The 19,953-nt window shown below is 74.9% G+C and carries 16 protein-coding genes; 6 read left to right on the top strand and 10 right to left on the bottom strand.

Annotated features, from left to right (window positions below):
• Nucleotides 1-126: 126 nt before the first annotated feature.
• On the bottom strand, nucleotides 127-1,080 hold the full coding sequence (locus tag IPT68_RS19140) for a nucleoside hydrolase (protein ID WP_189695866.1): 954 nt from the start codon (nucleotides 1,078-1,080) through the stop codon (nucleotides 127-129).
• A 267-nt stretch (nucleotides 1,081-1,347) separates the two neighbouring features.
• On the opposite strand from IPT68_RS19140, the gene IPT68_RS19135 reads away from it, so the two are divergent.
• The gene (locus IPT68_RS19135; RefSeq protein ID WP_189695867.1) at nucleotides 1,348-2,124 is read left to right on the top strand and encodes a hypothetical protein; all 777 of its coding nucleotides are present in this window, start codon (nucleotides 1,348-1,350) and stop codon (nucleotides 2,122-2,124) included.
• A 28-nt stretch (nucleotides 2,125-2,152) separates the two neighbouring features.
• Here IPT68_RS19135 and IPT68_RS19130 read toward each other — a convergent pair whose 3' ends face one another.
• Both IPT68_RS19130 and IPT68_RS19125 read right to left on the bottom strand, forming a co-directional pair.
• Nucleotides 2,153-2,872 carry a GAF and ANTAR domain-containing protein gene (locus tag IPT68_RS19130; RefSeq protein WP_189696182.1) on the bottom strand — a complete coding sequence of 240 codons (720 nt, stop codon included), beginning with the start codon at nucleotides 2,870-2,872 and terminating at the stop codon, nucleotides 2,153-2,155.
• Between the two features lie 226 nt (nucleotides 2,873-3,098).
• On the bottom strand, nucleotides 3,099-3,278 hold the full coding sequence (locus IPT68_RS19125) for a hypothetical protein (protein ID WP_189695868.1): 180 nt from the start codon (nucleotides 3,276-3,278) through the stop codon (nucleotides 3,099-3,101).
• Nucleotides 3,279-3,483: 205 nt separating this feature from the next.
• On the opposite strand from IPT68_RS19125, the gene IPT68_RS19120 reads away from it, so the two are divergent.
• A complete protein-coding gene (locus IPT68_RS19120; RefSeq protein WP_189695869.1) occupies nucleotides 3,484-4,827 on the top strand; it encodes a helix-turn-helix domain-containing protein in 1,344 nt (447 codons plus the stop codon).
• A 111-nt stretch (nucleotides 4,828-4,938) separates the two neighbouring features.
• Here the strand turns inward: IPT68_RS19120 and IPT68_RS19115 are convergent, their stop codons facing one another.
• The 5 genes from IPT68_RS19115 to IPT68_RS19095 form a co-directional block, all read right to left on the bottom strand.
• Nucleotides 4,939-6,294, bottom strand: a complete 1,356-nt coding sequence (locus tag IPT68_RS19115) for an extracellular solute-binding protein (protein ID WP_189695870.1) — start codon at nucleotides 6,292-6,294, stop codon at nucleotides 4,939-4,941.
• The gene (locus IPT68_RS34165; protein WP_229818333.1) at nucleotides 6,294-9,098 is read right to left on the bottom strand and encodes a caspase family protein; all 2,805 of its coding nucleotides are present in this window, start codon (nucleotides 9,096-9,098) and stop codon (nucleotides 6,294-6,296) included. Before IPT68_RS34165 ends, IPT68_RS19115 begins: the two co-directional genes overlap by 1 nt.
• Before the next feature lie 4 nt (nucleotides 9,099-9,102).
• Nucleotides 9,103-9,462, bottom strand: a complete 360-nt coding sequence (locus IPT68_RS19105; protein WP_189695871.1) for a hypothetical protein — start codon at nucleotides 9,460-9,462, stop codon at nucleotides 9,103-9,105.
• 61 nt (nucleotides 9,463-9,523) lie between these two features.
• The gene (locus IPT68_RS19100; protein ID WP_189695872.1) at nucleotides 9,524-10,579 is read right to left on the bottom strand and encodes a hypothetical protein; all 1,056 of its coding nucleotides are present in this window, start codon (nucleotides 10,577-10,579) and stop codon (nucleotides 9,524-9,526) included.
• 122 nt (nucleotides 10,580-10,701) lie between these two features.
• The gene (locus tag IPT68_RS19095; protein WP_189695873.1) at nucleotides 10,702-11,892 is read right to left on the bottom strand and encodes a PP2C family protein-serine/threonine phosphatase; all 1,191 of its coding nucleotides are present in this window, start codon (nucleotides 11,890-11,892) and stop codon (nucleotides 10,702-10,704) included.
• A gap of 118 nt (nucleotides 11,893-12,010) precedes the next feature.
• Between IPT68_RS19095 and IPT68_RS19090 the strand changes: the two genes are divergently transcribed.
• Nucleotides 12,011-12,490, top strand: a complete 480-nt coding sequence (locus IPT68_RS19090) for a hypothetical protein (protein WP_189695874.1) — start codon at nucleotides 12,011-12,013, stop codon at nucleotides 12,488-12,490.
• A gap of 290 nt (nucleotides 12,491-12,780) precedes the next feature.
• Complete coding sequence (locus IPT68_RS19085) at nucleotides 12,781-13,707, top strand: hypothetical protein (RefSeq protein WP_189695875.1); 927 nt, start codon at nucleotides 12,781-12,783, stop codon at nucleotides 13,705-13,707.
• Here IPT68_RS19085 and IPT68_RS19080 read toward each other — a convergent pair.
• Nucleotides 13,613-14,932, bottom strand: a complete 1,320-nt coding sequence (locus IPT68_RS19080; RefSeq protein WP_189696184.1) for an aminotransferase-like domain-containing protein — start codon at nucleotides 14,930-14,932, stop codon at nucleotides 13,613-13,615. The two genes, IPT68_RS19085 and IPT68_RS19080, sit on opposite strands and share 95 nt — an antisense overlap.
• An 87-nt stretch (nucleotides 14,933-15,019) precedes the next feature.
• On the opposite strand from IPT68_RS19080, the gene IPT68_RS19075 reads away from it, so the two are divergent.
• Together IPT68_RS19075 and IPT68_RS19070 are read left to right on the top strand one after the other, a co-directional pair.
• Nucleotides 15,020-15,829 (top strand): alpha/beta fold hydrolase, encoded by an 810-nt coding sequence (locus IPT68_RS19075; RefSeq protein ID WP_189695876.1) that lies wholly within the window; start codon nucleotides 15,020-15,022, stop codon nucleotides 15,827-15,829.
• Between the two features lie 21 nt (nucleotides 15,830-15,850).
• Nucleotides 15,851-17,797 carry an FUSC family protein gene (locus IPT68_RS19070; protein WP_189695877.1) on the top strand — a complete coding sequence of 649 codons (1,947 nt, stop codon included), beginning with the start codon at nucleotides 15,851-15,853 and terminating at the stop codon, nucleotides 17,795-17,797.
• An 8-nt stretch (nucleotides 17,798-17,805) separates the two neighbouring features.
• On the opposite strand, the gene IPT68_RS19065 is transcribed toward IPT68_RS19070, so the two are convergent.
• Nucleotides 17,806-19,872, bottom strand: a complete 2,067-nt coding sequence (locus IPT68_RS19065) for a PhoX family protein (protein ID WP_189695878.1) — start codon at nucleotides 19,870-19,872, stop codon at nucleotides 17,806-17,808.
• Nucleotides 19,873-19,953 lie beyond the last annotated feature (81 nt).

The raw sequence follows: 19,953 nt of genomic DNA, 5'->3' as shown, positions 1-19,953 counted from the left end.
CAGTGAAGGCCGAACCGGACGCCCCCGCATCCCCGCAGGCCGGGCCAGGACCTAGCTAGTGCCGCGACAGGCAACGTTCACCCCGTCCCGACGCTCCTTGCCGGGCAAACGTTGCCTGCCGCGGCACTAGCCCTCCACGGTCGCGAGCCACAGCTTCACGTACCGGTCCTCGTCGACGTCCAGCGCGACGTCCACGAGGGGCTGTTCGCGCGACTCGCCGTGGATCTCGGCCTCACCGGGCCGCGGGCGGAGATCGACGACGGTCTGCCCCCGGGTCGGCCCCGGCCCGAGGGAGACCTCGACCGGCAGCGCACGCGTCGTCAGCCCCGCGGGGTCGGCGACCGCGCACACCGCGCCGGCGTCGCCGAGCCCGCCCGCCGGATCCTCCTCGGTGCCCGGCCCCCGATGGGCCAGCAGCTCGCCGCCGAGCCGCGCACCCGGCTCGGAGCTGGACCGCAGCCGCCGTACGTCGGAAGCCGGCACGACGACCCGCGTGAACACGTCCAGCCCGTACATGGTGATCGGCACCCCGGCGGTGAGCAGGATCGCAGCGGCCTCCGGGTCGTGCCACACGTTGAACTCGGCGACGGGCGTGGCGTTCCCGACGGCCACCGCACCGCCCATGAAGACGATCCGCTCGATGTTGGCGGTGACCTCCGGGTGCGTCCGCAGCAGCAGGGCGACGTTGGTGAGCGGGGCGGTGGGAACGAGGGTCACGGGTCGCGGCGAGGCGAGGATCTCGCGGCGCAGCAGCGTCACCGCGTCCACGTCCACCGGCGTACGGGCCGGCGCGGGCAGACCGAGGTCGCCCATCCCGTCGTGCCCGTGCACGTGCCGCGCGGAACGCGACGCCTCGATCAGCGGCCGGGCGGCGCCCCGGGCCACGGGGACGTCCCCGGCGCCGGCCTGTTCCAGCACGGTGAGCGTGTTGCGCACGACGCCGTCCACGTCGGTGTTCCCGGCCACGCAGGTGACCGCGCGCAGATCGATCGCCGGGTGCCGCACGGCGAACAGCAGGGCCAGGGCGTCGTCGACGCCGGTGTCGCAGTCGATGACGACCGGAATGGGCTGACCGTTCACGCCGGGCTCCTCTCACCGGGCCGCTACGCCCCTGCATACGCCAGCGACCTTACGCGGAGGCCCCGACAGGGATCCGCGAGCCACCGCCCGGTGGACGATCCGGTGCACGGCCCCCGCGTCGGGGCGCGGGGCTCGGCCTGTCGGGCGAGGGGGCTCACCCTTACGGGCCCGACCCCCTGCCCCTTACGGCCCGGCGTGCTGGTGTGCCGCCGGTCGGGGTGATCCCGTGGACACAGCCACGTCGGCAGTCCCCCTGGAGGCACCCCGATGACCCCGCGCCCCTCCGCCCGCTTCCTCGCCGTCTCCGCCCTGTCGGCGGGTGGGCTGTTCGCCGTCGGCGCCTGTTCCGGGCTCGCCTCCGACGTCGCGCGCCACGCCCCCGACTTCTCCTCCGCCTCCCCCGACGTGTCCCCCACGGCGCCCCGGGCCCCGCAGGCCCTCACCCGGGCCCAGGCCGAGGCCGCGCTCATCACCGAGGCCGACCTCGGGGACCCCTGGGCGCCCACGCAGGGCGTCGCCACGTGGCGCGACGGGTTCCTCAAGGCGTCCGCGCCCGCCGGGTCGCCCGACTGCCAGCGACTGATCGACGCGCTGTACAGCGACGAGCTGCTCGCCGCGCCCGCCCGCGCCGTCGTCGGGCTCGACGACGGGTACGCCGACGCCCAGCTGCGGTACCAGGTGTCCGCCCAGCGGTCGACGGACGTCGACCGGATCCTGGTCTGGCTGCGGACCCTGCCGACGCAGTGCCGGCAGTTCACGGCGACCACGGCACGCGGGGTGGTGCAGGGCGTGCAGGTCGCCGACTCCCGGCTGCCGGCGATCGGCGACGCGCGGCAGGGGCTGCGGATCACGGTCACCCGTGCGGACGCCGGTGAGTCCGTCACCCTCACCCTCGACGTCGCCGCCGTGCGCGTCGGCCAGGACGCGTTCACCGTCGCCAACGGCGGACTCGGCGAGGTGTCGACGGAGGTCACCCGGGCCGCGGCCGAGCTGGGCGCGAAGCGGCTGGCGGAGGTGCGCAAGCAGGGGCGGGTGCAGGTGTGAGACGCCGGCCCGGCCGACGGGACACCCGCTAGTCCGGCTCGAACCGCTTGCGGTGTGCGACCACGTCGTGCGCGACGTCGAGCACGGTCCGGCCCCGCGCGAAGGCGTGTCCCCGCAGCCGTGCCAGCGCCTCGTCCTCACCGACGCCCAGCTGCGCCATGACCATGCCGATGGCCTGGTAGACCTCGTCGTGCTCGGTGGCCAGCTCGCTCAGCCAGAGGCCGCCCGGAAGGTGGCCGCCGTTCTCCTCGCCGGTGGGCAGGGCGATCAGGGCGACCGTCATGACGCCGGCCATCAGGTAGGCGGTGCGCAGTTCGCCGGGACTGAGCATGCCGGGTACGTCGCGGTAGAGGTCGAGCGTGCCCAGGCATCCCGCGTTGTCGCCCAGCGGCAGCGCGTACACGGCCCGTACCCCGAGGGACGTCGCCTGCTGGGCGAAGACCGGCCAGCGGCCGGCGTCCTGGCCGGCCGCCAGGTCGGCGGCGAGCACGGGCGCGCCGGTACGGGCGGCCTGCAGACACGGCCCCTCGCCCAGCGTGGCCTGGACCTCCATCAGGTACGCGGCGCGGTCGTCGCTCGCGCTCAGCGGCACGGGCATCCCCTGGTTGCACAGCGACACGCTCGCGCGGGCCACCGGCAGCAGGCGGACGGCGACATGGCACAGCCTGCGCGGTATCTCGCGGGGTTCGGCACCCCGGATGCCGTCGGCGATGGCGTCGGCGGCCCACGCCCGCTCCGGTTCGTCCATGGGCCGCACGGCGACTCCCTCCTCCGACGCCTCCTCGGGCGACGTCAGCGGCGTGATGCGCCGCGGTGCCACGCGCCACGAACCGCCCGAAATGAGGCCCGACTACCCGTGCCCGGCCGACCGAAACCGCGTCCCCGCCCGCCGGGACGCCCCGGACGGCCGGCGGCCCTCCCGGATCGGCTCGCGGCCGGGCACGTCGTCCGCCCGGCGCCGGGCCCGACCAGCCCTACTGCCGGCCCTCGGGGGAGGTCTGCACCGAGATCTGCGCCCGTTCGGGCTCCGAGGCCCGCGCCGGTCCCGCGTTCGCCGCGGCGATCAGGGCCGTCGCCGCGACGACCGCCGCGGCGAACGCCCGGGCGTACCGGGCGGAAGGGCGTCCGTGAGGAGCGGATTCGGGTCCGTGCACGGCAACCTCGCAACGACAGTGGGGGATTAAGCAGCCTTAATCTTGTTCCTAACCTAGGGGGTTCCGCGGACCGGCCGAAAGGGGTCCGGCGGCAGTTGGCCGATCCGGCTCGCCCCCCGGCGGCACCGGCCGACCCGTCCCCAACTGCGTCGCTTCCTTCCCAACCACCCCCGGCGTAAGTCAATTTACTGGCATGATTAAGCCCATGGCGAAGCGGGACGACCCGGAGACCATCGGGCGCAGGGTGCAGCAGCTGCGGCACGAACGCGGCCTCACCCAGCGGCAGTTGGCCGAACCGGCCTACACGCCCGCCTACATCTCCACCCTGGAGGCCGGCCGGGTCCGCCCGTCCGACGAGGCGCTGCGGCATCTCGCCGACCGGCTCGGCGTCGCCTTCGACGAGCTGGCCACCGGCCGCCCCGCCCGCCTCGCCACCGACCTGCGGCTGCGGCTGACCGAGGCCCGGCGCACCTTCGCCACCGGGGAGGCGGCGGAGGCCGGGGAGCAGTACGCCGCCCTGCTCGCGGAGGCGGAGACGTACGGGCTGATGGACGAGCAGGCCACCGCGCTGCTCGGTCTCGGCGAGTGCGCGCTGGACACCGGTGACCTCGCCGCCGCCCAACAGCATTTCGAGCGGGCCGAGCAGACCCTCCGGGACGCCCCCCTTCCCGCCCGCGTCCCCGCGCTGCGCGGCCGTGCCGTCGCCCACTACCTCGCCGGTGAGCTCCGGTACGCCGTCTACCTCCTGGAGTCCACCCTCGACGAGCTGAACAGCGGGGGACTGCACGACCCGGACGCCCTGCTCCTGCTCTACGCCTCCGCCATCGGCCCGTACATGGACATGGGCGCCCACGCCCGCGCCGCCCAGGCCGCCGAGTTCGCGCTGGCCCTCGCGCCGCAGGTCGGCGACCCCGCGCTGGTCGCCCGGATGCACCGGCAGGTCGCCCGCACCCTGGTCGCCGAGGGCCGCCTCGCCGAGGCCGACGCCTCGCTGGCCAAGGCCGCCGAGATGTACCGCCAGCTCCAGATCCGCACCGAACTCGCCAACTGCCACTGGATGCGCGGCTACGTCCACGCCCAGAACGGCGACCTGGAGCACGCCGAGACCGAACTGCGCGCCGCCCAGGACATGCTCTCCGCGAAGCGCGCCGCCCTCTACAGCAGCCAGGTCGCCGTCGAACTCGCCGACGTGCTGCACCGGCGCGGCAAGTCCGAGGAGGCCTCCGCCCTGCTGCACGAGGTGCTCGGCGATCTCTCCTCCGAGCGCGGCGCGGTGCACGCCGCCGCCGCGCACCGGCTGCTCGGCCGGATCGCGGAGGACGCCCGTGACACGGAGTCGGCCGAGGAGCACTACGTCCGCGCCCTGAGCCTGCTGGAACGCGCGGGGGCCACCGGTGACCTCGCCGACCTGTGCCGGCTGCTGGGCGACCTGCTGCGCCGCACCGGCCGGGTGGAGGCCGCGCTGGACGCGTACCGGACGGGTCTGGGCCACCGTACGGCCCCCGGCACCACCACCCTCGGACCTGCGCCCGCACAGCCGCCCCTGTGACGACGCCGAGCCGACGCACAGCGACGCTGGTCAGCGCGCCGTAGCCGTCGGTCGGCCGAGCGCCGACGCGGCTGCTCGCGCGGGAAACCGCGCCCCTTCGGGGCTCTGGCGTCAGTCCGGCAGCGCCCTTCTCAACGCCGCGTCCAGGCGCTGGGCCAGGACCGCGTCGCCCGGTGGGCTCTCGCCGAACAGGGCGCCCAGCTGGGTGGTGAAGGTCCGGGTGAAGGCGCCGTACAGGGCGGTGCGCGGGCGTTGCACGGCGCCGCGCAGGGCCGGGAGCAGGATGCGGCGGGCGTAGGCGGGGCGGCCCGCGCCGTCGCGGGGTGTGCGGTCGGCGCTCTCGCCGGACGTGGACGGGGAGGCCGTCGCGACGGTGCAGCGGACGGCGTCGTCCGTGTACGCCGACACCCGCGTCGCCGCGAACCCGGCATCCAGCAGACAGCGCTCGCTCTCCTTTCCGGTGAGGTACCTGATCAACTCCAGCGCCTTCGCCGGCCGCTGCGAGGCCCCCGTCACCGCGAGGTTCTGCCCGCCGAGCACGGCCCGGCCGGGCAGTGGGGCGACGCCGAGCTGCCCGGCGGCCAGGGTCTGGTGCAGGGTGCGGTAGGCGTACGGCCAGTGCCGCAGGAACGCGGTGCGGCCCTCCGCGAAGTCGCCGAGGGTCGCGGCCTCGTCGGAGTGGACGGCGTCCTGCAGGAGGTACGGCGCCTGGGTGCGCCGCCTCAGCTCGGCGACGCCGGCCGTCAGCTCGTCCACGGAGGCGCCGTAGTGGCCGTCGGTGTCGGAGAGCGCGAGGCCGGGCACGGCCGACGCGAACGCCTCGACGGCGTTGACCGTGCGCCCCTCGTAGGCGGCGAGCTGGGTGGTCCAGCCCTTCTCGTAGCCCTCGGGCGGGTTCTCGTCGAGGGAGTTGGCCATGGCCTCCAGCTCCGGCCAGTCGACGCCGCCGCTGAGGTCGGTGCGCTGCACTCCGCCGTCGCGGAGGTGGTCGCGCCGGTAGTAGAGGAGCCCGACGTCGCTGTTGAACGGCACGGCGTACACCCGGTCGTCCCAGCGGGCCGTGCCGGCGACGGACTCGACGACGTCCGTGTCGAGCACCTCGCCGGGCAGCGGGCGGACCAGGCCGGCGGCGGCGAACTCCGGCACCCAGGTGACGTCCAGGATGACGACGTCGTAGACGGCGCTGCCGGACTGGAGGGCGCCGAGCAGCTGGCTGCGCTGTTCGTCGGCGCTGCCGGGAAGTTCGACCAGCCGCGCCCGGTAGCCGGTGCCGTCCCGCTCCTGCTGCCGGTTCCAGGCGTCGATGAGCTGCTGCCGGATGCCGTTCTTGCCGGTGACGTCCCGCCCGCCCGCGACGACGATGTCGCCGGGCACGTCGGCGGTGGGCGCGGCCCGCGGGCCGTCCCCGTCACCGGTGCACGCGGCGAGCAGCAGCACGACCAGCAGGGCCGCGAGCCGTCGGATCATCACTCCCCCGTTCCGGTGCGGGCGACCTCGGCGCTCAGCCCCGAGCCCGGTTCGTCGTCGGCGTCCAGGCAGCGTCCGCCGCTCGCCGTCGAGATCAGGGCGTCCGGCCTGCCCGCGGCGCAGCCGCCGTTCGCCAGCGACACCGTCGTGATCGGCACGTCCGCCAGGCGTGCCCGGCTCAGCAGGTCCTCCAGGCGGGCGCCGGTCAGCCGGCCGACGTCCTCGTCGTCGGTGATGTGCACGATCAGCTGCGGGCGGTCGTCGGCGGCGCCGCGCTCCGCCATGTCGTCGAGCGCGGCCACCAGCGCGGCGTAGGGGTCGGCCTCGGCGTCCCGGACGCGGGCCCCGGCATCGATGGCGGCCTCGGCGGAGCGGCGGCTGTGGGGGCCGAAGGACAGCAGGGTCTCGTACGCGCGGCCCCGACCGTCCGCGACCGCCCACACGCCGTACTCGTCACGCCCGCCGAGCCCGCCCAGCGACTGTTTCAGCAGCCCCGGGCCGCCGCTCGGCCCCCGCCACAGCCCGGCCATCGAACCGGAGCTGTCGAGCAGGAACAGCACCCGCCCCGGCCCGCGCGCGTCGCGGTACCTGCGCAGGGCCGTCTCCATCGCGTCCCGCCCCGCGGACTCGATGAGCAGGGACGGAGCGGGCAGCACCCCGGCGGCGGCCTCGTCCGCCTCGAGCAGGGCCCGGTCCGCGGTGGCGGCACGGAACCCGGCCGCGCCGAAGGCGGCCCGCCCGCCCTCACCGGCGAGCCAGGCACGGAAGCCGTCGGCCGCCTCGTCGCGGGCGGCCCGGTCCCGGTCGGCGCCCTCCCAGCGGACCCGGACGAAGACGGGCTCAAGACCCGGTACGTCGCCGGGGTACTGGGCGGTGCGCGGGCTGCGGGTCGTGCGGTCACAGCCGACGCCGCTCTTCAGCAGGAACTCCGGTACGAGGGCGGCGGTGCGCTTGTCGACGGCGTCGTCGTCGGGCAGCGCGCACAGCAGGTCCGCGGCGGTCGGGGCGGGCGGGCCCGGCGGAGCGAGCCGCTGTTCCACCCGGCCGGGGTCGGCGCCCGTGCCGTACAGGCCGATCGTGGCGAGCAGCGCCGCGTCGGTGAACTCCGGGTCGGGGCGGCGCACTTCGAGGTGGTCGTGCCGTTCCCGCAGGGCGTCGACCATCCCGGTCAGCGGCCCGCCGACCCGCTCGTCCAGGGAGGCGGCGGCGAGGCTGGTGGGCACGGCGAGCACGATCGGCGAATACGCGAGCGCTCGGTCGTCCGGTTCCAGGCGGGCCAGCGCGTCCGTGTCCTGTCCGCCGGTGACCCGGGGGACGTCCGCCCGCGAGGCGGGGATCCACACGTCGGGCTGCGGGCCGATGTCGCGCTGCGGGTTGAGGTCCTCGTCGCGGGGCTCGTGCCAGGCGCCCGTCTCGCTGCGCAGCGCGGTGACCGCGTCGGCGGAGCCCGCGCTGTACACGGTGATGCCGCTGCGCCGGCAGCCTTCGCCGGTGGTGTTCGCGGCCGACGTCAGATACGCGTCCGCCGCCGCGCCGACCGTCGCCTTTAGGTCGGGGTCGGTCAGGACGCGCAGTTCGAGGGGCGGGGCACAGGGGGAGGAACCGCCGACGAGGGTCGTCAGGCCGTACGCCCCGAAGCCGGTGGCGGTCAGGGACAGCAGGACGGTGATCCAGGCGACGGACCGGCGGGGCGACCGGAGCTTGCGTGGGGGCCGCTGTGGCTTCTGGGGCTGATCGAGCTGTGCGGGCTGCCGAGGCCGGCCGGACCGCGGCCGGGGCTGCTGACCTGGCTTGGGCTGGGGCTGACTCGGCTTCGGCTGGGGCTGACCGGGGAGCTGCCGGGACTTCCTCTGGGACTGCTGCGGCTGCTGAGTCCCGTGAGTCGGCGGTGGTGCCTGCTGTGTCTGCTGTGTCTGCTGAGGCCCATCCGCGGGTCGGCGTCCACCCCCTGGGCGGCCCGGCGACACCACCGGCTCGGTGACCGGTGTCGCACGAGGCCGACGCACGGGCGGCGGTACGGCACCGAGGCGGGGACCCGTGAGCCGTAAGGACCGCTCCCCCCGCACCCCCCGCGCCGACAGCAGCACGTCCTCGTCGTGCTCCGCCCGGCTCTGCGGCGTCCACGCCTCCCCCCGCAGCGTCTCGTGCCGCCCTTCGGCCATCCGCTTGCGCAGCGCGTCCGAGACCTCCCGGAACCCCGACTCGCCGGGCACGTCGAGCAGATGCAGCAGCTCGGCGGTGAACGGGGTCGGCGTCCCGCCGTCGCCGGCGTCGGTGCGGTGGTTGGCCTGCACGCTCATCAGCAGCAGCACGCGTCGCTTGTCCCGGAAGTGCTCCCAGATCCACGCCGCGTTGCCCGCGAAGCAGCAGTCGAGGATCACCACGATCCGCTCGGCGTGACTGCTGGCCAGCCAGGTCAGCACGGTCGTGAACATCTCCGCGCCGGGGAAGACGGCGTGCCCGCCCGCTATCACGCTGGCGTTGCGCATCTGCAGGAACAGCTCGTCGCCCGCGCTGGGGATGGCGCCGTGCCCGGCGAAGTACAGCAGGAGCAGTCCCTGGGCCTCCTCGGCGGCCGTGCGCAGCGCGCGGTCGAAGTCGTCCAGCGACGGCGAGGGTTCGACGGTGATCTCGTCCTCGCCGAACACCCCGCCCCGGGCGAGGACGTCCCGGAGCCGGTCCAGGTTGTGCTCGACGGCCGGGAGGTCGCCGGGCACACCGTGCGGCGGATCGGTGAAGTCGTACGTGGAGACACCCACCAGCAGTGCCCGGTTCACCCGGCCCCGCGGGTCGAAACGGGTCACCGGCCTACCCGTCGAGGTCCACGGGGTCCACGCTGCCCTCGGGCGGATCGCCGTCCTCCACCTCGCGCCGGTTGTCCCGCCAGGCCTCCACGGCCCGGCCGACCTGCGCCACCAGCTGGTTGAAGCCGACCGTCGCGGCGGCGCTGACCAGCGCGACGACGATCTCCATGCCGACGCCCATGGGTGCGCCGGTCTCGTCGGTGCGGCGCCGCTCGTGGATGCGGAGCCTGCCCGCCCGCACCATCTCGTCGAGGCCCTGCTCGCGCTCCAGCCACTTGCGCAGCGCGCCTATGTCGCTTTCGGTAGCGGTGTCGTCCAACCGGACGCGGATGACTCGGCCCGCCACTCCGTCCCCGTCAGCCATGACTCATCATGATGGCACCCGGGTTGACGCCTGGGGAGGGTCCGGACGCGGAGGGTGCCGTTCAGTTCTGCGTCTGCAGCTGCCGCAGCTGCCGCCGCACGTGGTCCAGCGCGCCGACCCGCCGGCCCGGCACCCGGCCGCGCACCTCGGCCAGCAGCGGCCCCAGTTCGCGGGCCCGGACCGGGTCGCGGATCTCGCCCCACTGGTGGTGGGCCCGGTCGACGGCCGCCTCGACGGCGGGCGCGTCCGGCGCCTGCCCGGCGGCCAGCCGCGTCGACGCCACCGCCAGCCAGGTGCGGCAGCTGCGGGCCGCGTCCCCCGCGAACATCGCCAGGTCCGCCCGCACCTCCGTCCAGTGCAGCGCCTCCTCGGAGGCGGCACCGTGCGCCCGCGCGGCCGCCTGCTCCCAGCGTGCGGCGAGTCCGTCGGCGTCGGCGTGCCGGCCGGCCCGTACGGCGGCGGAGACGGCGGCGTGCGGATCGCTCACGGCGGGTGGCCCGGCGGCGAGCACGATCCCGGGTCGCTCCCCCGTGATCCGGCTCAGCGCCTGCTGGTGCAGCTGCCCCACGGGCGGCCGGTGCCCGCTGCGCAGGAGGGTCGCGACGGCCTTCATGTACGACGGGTCCGCCACCGTCCGCCGGTGGGGCGGCGGCGCGATCCGCCCGTACACGGCGCAGTTCCGGCCGGAGTCGAGCGGTGTGCCGCGCAGGTGCTCCCAGCTCTCCGCGTCGGCGTGCAGGTCGAGGAAGAGGGTCGTGGTGCCGGCCGCGCGCAGCCGCAGCTCCTCCCGGAGCCAGTGCCAGGGGAAGCCGGTGTAGCGCGCGGTGGCCGGCGTCGTACGCGCCAGCGCCAGGTGCGGCAGCCGCTGCCGCCGATCCAGCAGGAGCTGCCCGGTGACGAACACCGTCAGCGGCCCGACGGTCCCGGCGGCCGCCCTGAGCCGGGTCAGCACGGCCTGCGGCTCCACCGGGTCGGCCAGCTCCACGACGTTCGCGGTGTCCGCCCCGGCCAGCACCGCGGGCGCGACCGCCGCCAGCACGGGAAGCACCGCCGCCGCATCCACCAGTCGCCCCTTCCCCACGGGCGAGGCGGCCACCAGCAACACGGTCCCCGGCATGGTCCCTCCCTGTCGATCACGTACGTCAGCACCGTAACCGCTGCGCCGTCCGCCGGGCCCGGGACGGCGGACGGCGGCCCGAAATGGTGGCCCCCGCGACGTGCCGCCCACACAGCGCCCGCTCACGTCCGGCGCACGGCGAACACCGTCGTGTCGTCCGCCAGGCGCCCCCGGGAGTGCCGCAGCACCCCGTCGCGCACGAGGGCCACCAGCCGCCGGGGCCCCGCGGTGCCCGGGTCCGTGCTCAGGGCGCGGGTCACCTCGGCGGTCAGCGCGTAGAAGGCGCCGTCCGGGCCGCGGGCCTCGGTGACGCCGTCGGTGGTGAGCAGGAGGGTCTCGTCCGCGGAGAACGGGAACCTGCGCACCGGGGGCAGGGTGGGCACGCCCGGGGGGACGAGGTCGCCGAGGCCGAGGGGGAGGCCACCGGTGGTGGGGAGGGTGCGCACGCCGTTCGGGCCGGCGATGAGCGGCGGGTCGTGGCCGAAGTTGACGACGTCCACGGCGTCCGTCGCGTCCGGGGGGAAGCCGAGCAGCACGGCGGTGGCGAAGCGGTCGCTGTCCGCGTGGCCGAGGGCGGCGACGTGCTCCCGGTGCCGCCGGATGCGCACCTCCAGGCGCTCGGCGACCGTGGCGAGGTCCGGCTCGTGGTAGCCGGCCTCGCGGAAGGTGCCCAGCAGGACCGCCGCCGCCTCGACGGCGCCGAGCCCTTTGCCCTGCACGTCGCCCACCAGGACCCGGGTGCCGTGCGGGCCGGGCTGGATGTCGTAGAAGTCGCCGCCGACCCGTGCCTCGGTGTCGGCGGCGAGGTACACCCCGGCGTGCTCCAGTCCGCCCCACGGCTCCGGCAGCGGGCGCACGACGGTGCGGCGGATCGTCTCGGCGATGCTCCGGATGCGCACGACGTGCTCCTCGCCGCGGACGCGGACCGCGCAGACCGCCGTGGCCAGCAGACCGCCCAGGCCGATCAGGATGAAGTCGGGCAGCCCGGCCCGGAGCTCGTCGGGCCAGGCGTTGTCCACGACCAGGTACGCCAGCAGCGACAGCACCGTGAAGGCGGCCGTGCCCCACGCCCCGCAGATCGCCGCGGCGATCCCGGGCACCAGCACGATCCAGGAGATGATCCGGAAGTCGCCGGAGGTGTTGGCGTCCACCACGGCGATCCCGAACAGCAGCAGCAACGGCGGCACCCAGGCCACGCTGCGGCCGCCGACGCGCAGCATCTGGTACCGGGGCAGAACCTCGCGGCGTCCGGCGCGCGGGTACCGGTGGAGCAGGCTCTGCCCCCCGCCTCCCCCGGTCACGGGCCTGGTCATGCACCACAGCGAAACACGCCCCCGTGCCGTGCGCATCCGAACTCCGGCCGACCGACTTGCCGCCCGGCCTGCCGCGGTGTGCCCTGGAAGGCGGGGGCGAGGAGAGAGGAGTGCTCCCATGGCTCACGCGGCACCCGCGCCCGGCGCACGTCCGCCCGGCGCACCCGCGCCCGCGACCCGCCCGTACGGCGAACCCGCCACGCGGCCCGGCACCACCCGCACGCCCGACATCTTCAGCCCGCGCACGCACGCGATCGCGCACTGGGCCGTACCGGTGGGCCTCGGGCTCGTCTACGGCTACTGGGCCGCGGCCAACCTCCGCGACGCCGGGCCCATCACCGGCTGGAACGTGCTGTTCGGTTTCGTCGCGGCGCTCGCGTTCGTGCTGGTGTACGCCGCCGTGCGGGAGGCGGCCAAGCGGCTGCCGCCCGTGGGGCACGCGATGGCCTGGGCGGCCTTCGCGGGCGTCGCGTTCGGCTTCCTGTACAGCCTGACCGGCTACAGCGTGCTGCGCTGCGCCGTGATGTCGGCGGTGATCGCGGCGGCGTTCTTCGTGGTGCTGTTCTACTGGTACTACACGCACGAGGACACCGCGTAGGGCCGTCGGCCCGCGAGCGGACACGCGTGGACCCCGGCATGGTGGCCGGGGTCCACGCTCTCCCTCATCCCTCCACTCACCGGACCACGGGCAGCAGGTCCCGCTCGTCCGACGAGGTCCCGAAACGCTTCAGTTCCAGGAAACACCCGTTCGGGCCAACCCTCCACCGGAGCGGGAAGCCCCGTCTCCGCCAGGACTTCGGACCGGGCGTCACCGGTACGGCGCACCACATCCACCCGATCGCAGTCGCACCGCTCGCACGGCGTGCCGCCGGGCGGTTGCCTGGAGGCGTGTCCCCCAGGCCAGCACACGCCCCCCGGCTGCGCGGCGCCCTGTCCGCCGCGCTGGTCGCCCTGTGCTGCCTGCTGGTCCCGCCCGGCGCGCTGGCCGTCTGGGCGGCGCACGGCCTCACCGACACCGGCCGTTTCGTGCGCACCATGGCGCCGCTGGCCGGTGACCCGGCCGTGCGGGAGACGGTCGCGGACACCGTCGGGGACGAGGTGGTGCGGCGGATCGACGGGACACCGGGGGTGACGGGCCCGTTCGTGCGGGACGCGGTGCTGTCGTTCACGCAGACCGACGCCTTCCGCACGGGCTGGGACACGGCGAACCGGGTCGTGCACGAGGCGGTGCTGCGTGCCCTGCTCGACGACGACCGCCCGCGCGCCGCCCCGGTCACCGTCGACCTCGCCCCCGTCACCACCCGCATCAGACACCGGCTGGCCGACGACAACCCGCCGCTGGCCCGCCAGATCCCGGTCCGCCACATCGAGGTCGCCGTCCTCGCGCCCGACGCACTGGACCGGCTGCGAAAGGGATACGAGGTGCTGAAAGTCGCCGCTCTCTGGCTGCCCGCCGCGGCCGTCGTCCTCGCCGTCGCCGGCATCTCCGTCGCGACCTGCCGCCGCCGCGCGATCACCGCCACCGCCCTCGGCACGGCCCTCGGCGGCGCCCTGCTCGGCACGGCCGTGGCGGTCGGCCGCCGGCTCACGCTGTCCGACCTGCCCGACTCGGTCTCCCGGCCCGCCGCGGCCGCGGTCTACGACGCCCTCACCGCGACGCTGCGCACCACGTCCTGGCTGCTCGTCACGCTCGGCCTCGCGGTGGCCCTGACCGCGTGGCTCACCGGTCGCTACGGCCCTGCCCTGCGACGTCGGCCAGGAGCCGTGCCGCCCGCTCCAGTTCCGCCTCAGCAGCCGACGCGAGCCCGAGCCTGACGGCGTCCGGCGTCCGGTTGGCGCCGACGGCGAAGGCGGTACCGGGGGTGACGGCGATGCCGTGCGCGGCGGCGGCCGCCGTGAAGGTGTCGGCCCGCCACGGCGCCGGCAGCTCCCACCAGGCGTAGTAGGCGTGCGGGTCGCTCCGTACGGCGAAGTCGCCCAGCCACCGCCGGACGATCCGCTGCCGCCGCGCCGCGTCCGCCCGCTTGGCCGCCACCAGCCGCCGAACCGTGCCGTCCTCGATCCACCGCACCGCCGCCTGGAGTGCGAACCGCCCCGCACTCCACCCGCCGGAGCGGATCACCGCCGCCACCGCGTCCACCCGCTCGGGCGGTACGACGAGGAACCCGACGGTGAGCCCGGGCGCGACGCGTTTGGACAGGCCGTCGACGACGTGGGTGAGGTGCGGCGCGTGGACCGCGAGCGGCGGCTCCGGCCGCAGGAACGACCAGATGCGGTCCTCGACGATCGGGATCCCCAGGTCGCTCGCCGTGCGGGCCAGTCGGCGTCTGCGCTCCTCGCTCGTCGTCAGCGAGGTCGGGTTGTGCAGCGTCGGCTGGACGTAGAGCGCGGACAGGGGCGCGCGGCGGTGGGCGTCCGCCAGCGACTCGGGCAGCAGTCCGTCCTCGTCCGTGGCGAGCGGCACCAGCGTGATGCCGAGCCGGGCGGCGATCTCCTTCACCAGCGGATACGTCAGCTCCTCGACGCCGGCCCGGCCACCCGGCCGGACCAGGGAGGCGAGGGCGGCGGCGATCGCCTGCCGGGCGTTCCCCGTGAACAGCAGCCGCGCCGGTTCGGGGCAGCCGAGCAGCGCGGCGGCGGCCTCGCGGGCGGCGGCGGTGCCGGTGGCCGCGGCCGGGCGGAGGGCCTCGCCCAGGGCCTCGGGGTGGAGGAGGGGAGCGAGGGCGGGGGCGAGGAGGCCGGACTGGCCGGGGGCGGTGGGGTAATTGAGTTCGAGGTTGACCGGCGCGATCGTCGAGGGCTCGGCGAGCGCGCGTCCCCCTCGCGCGTCTGGCGCGGCCCGGACGAACGTCCCGCGTCCGACCTCGCCCACCACCAGTCCCCGGCGCACGAGTTCGCCGTAGACCCGCCCGGCGGTCGACGCGGCGATCCCGCGCCGTCGCGCGAACGCCCGCTGCGGGGGCAGGCGTTGGCCGGGCCGCAGCCGGCCGGCGGCGATGTCGGCGGCGATGCGGTCGGCCAGCGTCAGATAGTCGTCCACGATCGCCCCGCCCTCACCGGATCCGCATTGCACCGAGAGCAAAGATCTTATTGCACCGAGGAGTTGGGCGGACCTAGGGTCGATCGCATGAGCCCCTTCCTCGCATATGAGGACAAAGGCGCCGATTCCTCGTCCCGGCTGCCACTCGTCCTCCTCCACGGCCACCCCTTCGACCGCACGATGTGGGCGCCGCAGATCGAGGCGTTCGCCGCCGAGCGCCGCGTCGTCGCGCCCGACCTGAGGGGCTACGGCGCCTCCCCGGTCACGCCCGGCATCACCCCGCTGCCGCTGTTCGCGCGGGACGTCGAGGCGCTGCTGGACGAGCTGGGGGTGGCGTCGTTCGTGCTGGCCGGGCTGTCGATGGGCGGCCAGATCGCCATGGAGTGCTGTGCCCGCTTCGGCGACCGCGTCCGGGGCCTGGTCCTGGCCGACACCTTCGCGGCGGCCGAGACACCCGACGGCAGACGCGCCCGCAACGCGATGGCGGACCGGCTGCTGCGGGAGGGCATGCGGGGGTACGCCGACGAGGTGCTGGACACGATGGTCGCCCCGTACGCGTCCGCCGGGGTCAGAGCCCACGTCCACCGGATGATGACCGGCACCCCGCCCGAGGGCGCCGCGGCGGCCCTGCGCGGCCGGGCCGAACGCCCCGACTACCGCGATCTGCTGACCCGCGTCACCGTCCCGGCCCTGGTGGTGGTCGGCGCGGACGACACGTACACGCCGGTGTCCGACGCCCGGTCCCTGCACGCGGCCCTGCCCGACTCCGCCCTCCACGTGATCGAGCGCGCCGCCCACATGCCGAACCTGGAACGCCCCCAGGAGTTCAACGCGGCACTGGCGGCGTTCCTGTCCCGGGTGGAGCGGGCGGAACCGGCCGCGCCTGGCCGGAGGTGATCAAACGGCGATAATGGCCCCATGGCCCGTGAGTTCCCCGTCAGCCTCACCCCGCCCGACTGGCTGGTCAGGAACCTCCGGGCGCAGCAGGCGCCGGTCAACCGGGCCGCCGCCGCGCGGGCGGCCGTCGCGCTGACACTGCCGCTGGCCCTCGGACTGGCCTTCGACATGCCCGCCTACGGCGCCCTCGCCGCCATGGGCGCCCTGAACGGCGTCATCAGCGACACGGCCGCCGCGTACCGGCTGCGGGTGCTGAACATCGCCGTGCCGCAGTTCTTCGGCGCCGTCGGCGTCACCCTCGGCACCCTGGTGTACGGGCACGGCTGGGTCGCCGTCGCCGTCGTCACCGGCGTCGCCCTGGTCTCCGGGATGATCTCCACGATCGGCGCGGTCGCCTCCGTGTCGGGGCTGCTCCTGCTGCTCAACTCCGTCGTCGGGGCGGGACTGCCCCTGCCGGGCGCGTGGTGGACGCCGGCGCTGCTGACCGGCGGCGGCGGACTGCTGGTCCTCGTCCTCGCCCTGCTGGCCTGGCCGCTGCGCGCCGGGGTGCCCGAGCGGACCGCCGTCGCGAACACCTACCGGGCCGTCGCCGACCTGCTCGCCGCCTGCTCGGGCGAGTCGGAGGTGGCCTACGACGACTCCCGGCACGCCGTCACCGACGCCCTGAACAACGCCTACGACCTCGTCCTGTCCCACCGCTCCCGCCACCACGGCCGCAGTCCGGAACTGACCCGGATGATCGCACAGTTGAACGCCGTCACACCGATGCTGGAGGCCGCCCCCGCCGTCCGCCTCAGCGGCAGACCGCTGCCCGCCGAGGTCCCGGCGGCCGTCCGCGCCATCGCCGACGCGGTCGACAGCGACCGCACCGAGCCGCTCACGCTCCGCCTGCCCACCCCCACCACCGAGACCGGCCGCGCGGTGGACCACGCCCTGCGGCACGCCGCCGCCGTCGTCACCGCGCCGGACGTCGACCCGCGCGGCATCGACGACCGCCTCGGCGGCCCCGCCGCGCTGAGCGTGCGCACCGCCCGCGCCGCCCGCAACGTCGTCCTGTCGGCCAACTCCTGGCGCTACGGACTGCGCCTCGCCCTGTGCATCGGCATCGCCCAGTGCCTGGTGTCCCTGATCCCCGTCCCGCGCTCCTACTGGGTCGCGCTGACCATCACCTTCGTCCTCAAACCCGACTTCGGCTCGGTGTTCTCGCGCGCCCTGCTGCGCGCGCTCGGCACGGTCGCCGGGCTGGTCGTCGCGGCGGCGGTGCTCTCTCAGGTGCCGCGCGGCTGGTGGGACGTACCGGTCCTGCTGCTGCTCGCCCCGCTGATCCCGACGCTCACCCCCCGCGGGTACGGCTACCAGACCGCGGCGATCACCCCGGTCATCCTGCTGCTGTCCGACATCCTCAACCAGCAGGGCACCGGCCTCCTGCTGCCCCGGCTGGTCGACTCGCTCATGGGCTGCGCGATCGCCCTGACCGCCGGCTACCTGCTGTGGCCGGAGAGCTGGTACACCCGCGTCGGCGCCCGCCTCGCCGACGCGGTCGCGGACACCGCCCGCTACGTCGAGACGGCCTTCGCCGCCACGGCCGACCCCTCGGCCCGCGCCCGGATGCGCCGCCGGCTGTACCGGGACCTGTCCGGGATCCGCACGGAGTTCCAGCGCGCGCTCACCGAACCCCCGCCCACCGGCCGCCGCGCCGCCGCATGGTGGCCGCTGGTCGTGGCCGTGGAACGCATCGTGGACGCGACGACGGCGGCACGGGTCCGCGTGAAACACGGAGCCGTGCCGCCGTCGAAGGCGGAGATCGATCAGGTCACCCTGCAGCTCAGAGAGCTCTCCGAGGGCCTGCGCGAGGCGGAGACCCTCACTCCCGTCCGCACCGACCTGACGGGTCCGGCGGGCAGCGTCCTGGAGCCGCTGCGCCAGGAGGTGGCGGCGGCGCGAGCGATCGCGTCACCGCACTCCTGACCTGTCGCTCAGACGCCGATGTCGCAGCCGTCCTCGCGCCACACGGCGACGACGGCCGGACGGTTGATCCTGCCGGGCCCGTCGGGCCAGGCGCTCAGGGGCTTCTCGGCGGTCGCGCCGTCGAGCTCGCCCGGGTGCTGCACGGCGACCAGGACACGACGGTCCTGGACGATCGGGCCGCAGGTCTCCGCGCCCTTCGGCACCGTCAGGAACTGCTTCAGCTCACCCCGCCGGTCACCGCGCGTGGCGACACCGAACAGACCGTCGTGCGAGCCGAGCTGCGCGCCGTCGGTGGAGATCCACAGGTTGCCGTACGCGTCGAAGGCCACGTTGTCCGGGCAGGAGATCGGGCTGACGTCGTCCTTGGGGAACCCGGCGAAGTAGGTGGCCGGGTCGTTCGGGTCACCGGCGACCAGGAACAGCGTCCAGGCGAACTTCGTGCTGTCGGCCCGGTTCCAGCGCTCGGTCAGCTCCAGGACGTGCCCGTGCTTGTTGGCGTTGCGCGGGTTGGCCTCGTCCGCCTTGGCGTTCGTACCGACACCGCGGTTGGAGTTGTTGGTGAGCGCGACGTACACCTTGCCGGTGTGCGGGTTGGGCTCGACGTCCTCGGGACGGTCCATCTTCGTCGCGCCGACCTTGTCACCGGCCAGGCGCGTGAAGACGAACACCTCTTCGGCGGTCATGCCCTCGACGTGGGAGACCGCGCCGTCCGCCGTCGCGGTGGCCAGCGGGATCCACTCGCCGCCGCCGTCGAACTCGCCGTCGCTCGGGAGCTTGCCGGTGCCGTCGATCTCGATGGCCGGGGAGTCGCCGGTGAGCTTGGCGACGTAGAGGGTGCCCTCGTCGAGCAGCGAGAGGTTGTGCTCCCGCACGGCGCGGGAGTTCCCCTTCTTCATCCGCTTGGTGCCGACGAACTTGTAGAAGTAGTCGAACCGCTCGTCGTCACCGGAGTACACGACCGGCCGGCCGTCCTCGGTCAGCCGCACGGTCGCGCCCTCGTGCTTGAAGCGGCCGAGCGCGGTGTGCTTGCGCGGCGTCGAGTCGGGGTCGTACGGGTCGAGCTCGACGACGTACCCGAAGCGGTGCACCTCGTTCGGCTCCTGCGCGACGTCGAAGCGCTTGTCGAAACGCTCCCACTTGCGCTCGCTGGCGCCGGTGCCGATGCCGTACCGCTTGTCGGTGGCCCGGCTGCTGTTGGCGAAGTACTGGTTGAAGTTCTCCTCGCCGTGCAGCGTGGTGCCCCACGGGGTGACGCCGCCGGCGCAGTTGTTGAGGGTGCCGAGGGCCTTGGTGCCGGTCGGGTCGGCGGAGGTCTTCAGCAGGTCGGAACCGGCGGCGGGGCCGGTGATCCGGAACTCGGTGGTGGCGGTGACGCGCCGGTTCAGCGGGTGCCGGGTCACGGGCGTGAGCTTGCCGGTGCGGCGCTCGCCCTCGACCACGACGGCGGACAGGCCGTGGGCGGCCCAGGCGATCTCGACCTGCTCCTTGGTCGGGTTGGCGGCGTCGTAGCCGCGGAACATCAGGATCTCGTCGGTGTACTCGTGGTTGGCGACGAGGAGCTGACGGCCCGGCTCGCCGGGCAGCGGCAGCAGCGCGAGGAAGTCGCAGTTGTACCCGAACTGACCGGCCTGGGCCTTGGCGGTCTGCTTCTCCGGGTCGAAGGCGGGCGCGCCGCGCAGGATGGGCTCGCCCCAGCGGATGACGACGTTCTGGTCGTACCCGTCGGGGACGGTCACGGCGTCGTGGGTGTTCGGCGCGACGGGCGCGAAGCGCAGGCCGCGGGCGGCCTTGCCGCTCGGCTTGTGCCGGCCGTCGGCGACCGCGGCCCGGGCCTGCGGGGCGGCGGCGGCGCTCACGGCGGTGCCGGCGGCGGCGGCCGCGGTGACGACGGCGGCGGCGCGCATCACGCCACGGCGGCTCATGGCGCCGGCGATGACGTCGCCGACGTACGGGTTGGCCGTGGTGTTGGGCACCTCGTGGAAGCAGGCGTCACCACAGCGGAAACGGCAGGTCAGAGCGGATCGTCCACCCTGGTGAGAGTCATTCGTTCTGATGATAGGCAGAAGATTGCGCACCTTTACTCCCCTAGCTTCCCCTTATATGCAGCGTGACGGACGGTAGGAGCACGTTTGTGCGGGAGCGGAGCCAAGGAGTGA

The organism is Streptomyces chromofuscus (genome assembly GCF_015160875.1).
GTDB classification, from domain to species: Bacteria; Actinomycetota; Actinomycetes; order Streptomycetales; family Streptomycetaceae; genus Streptomyces; species Streptomyces chromofuscus.
This window is presented reverse-complemented; position numbering and strand designations above follow the sequence as displayed.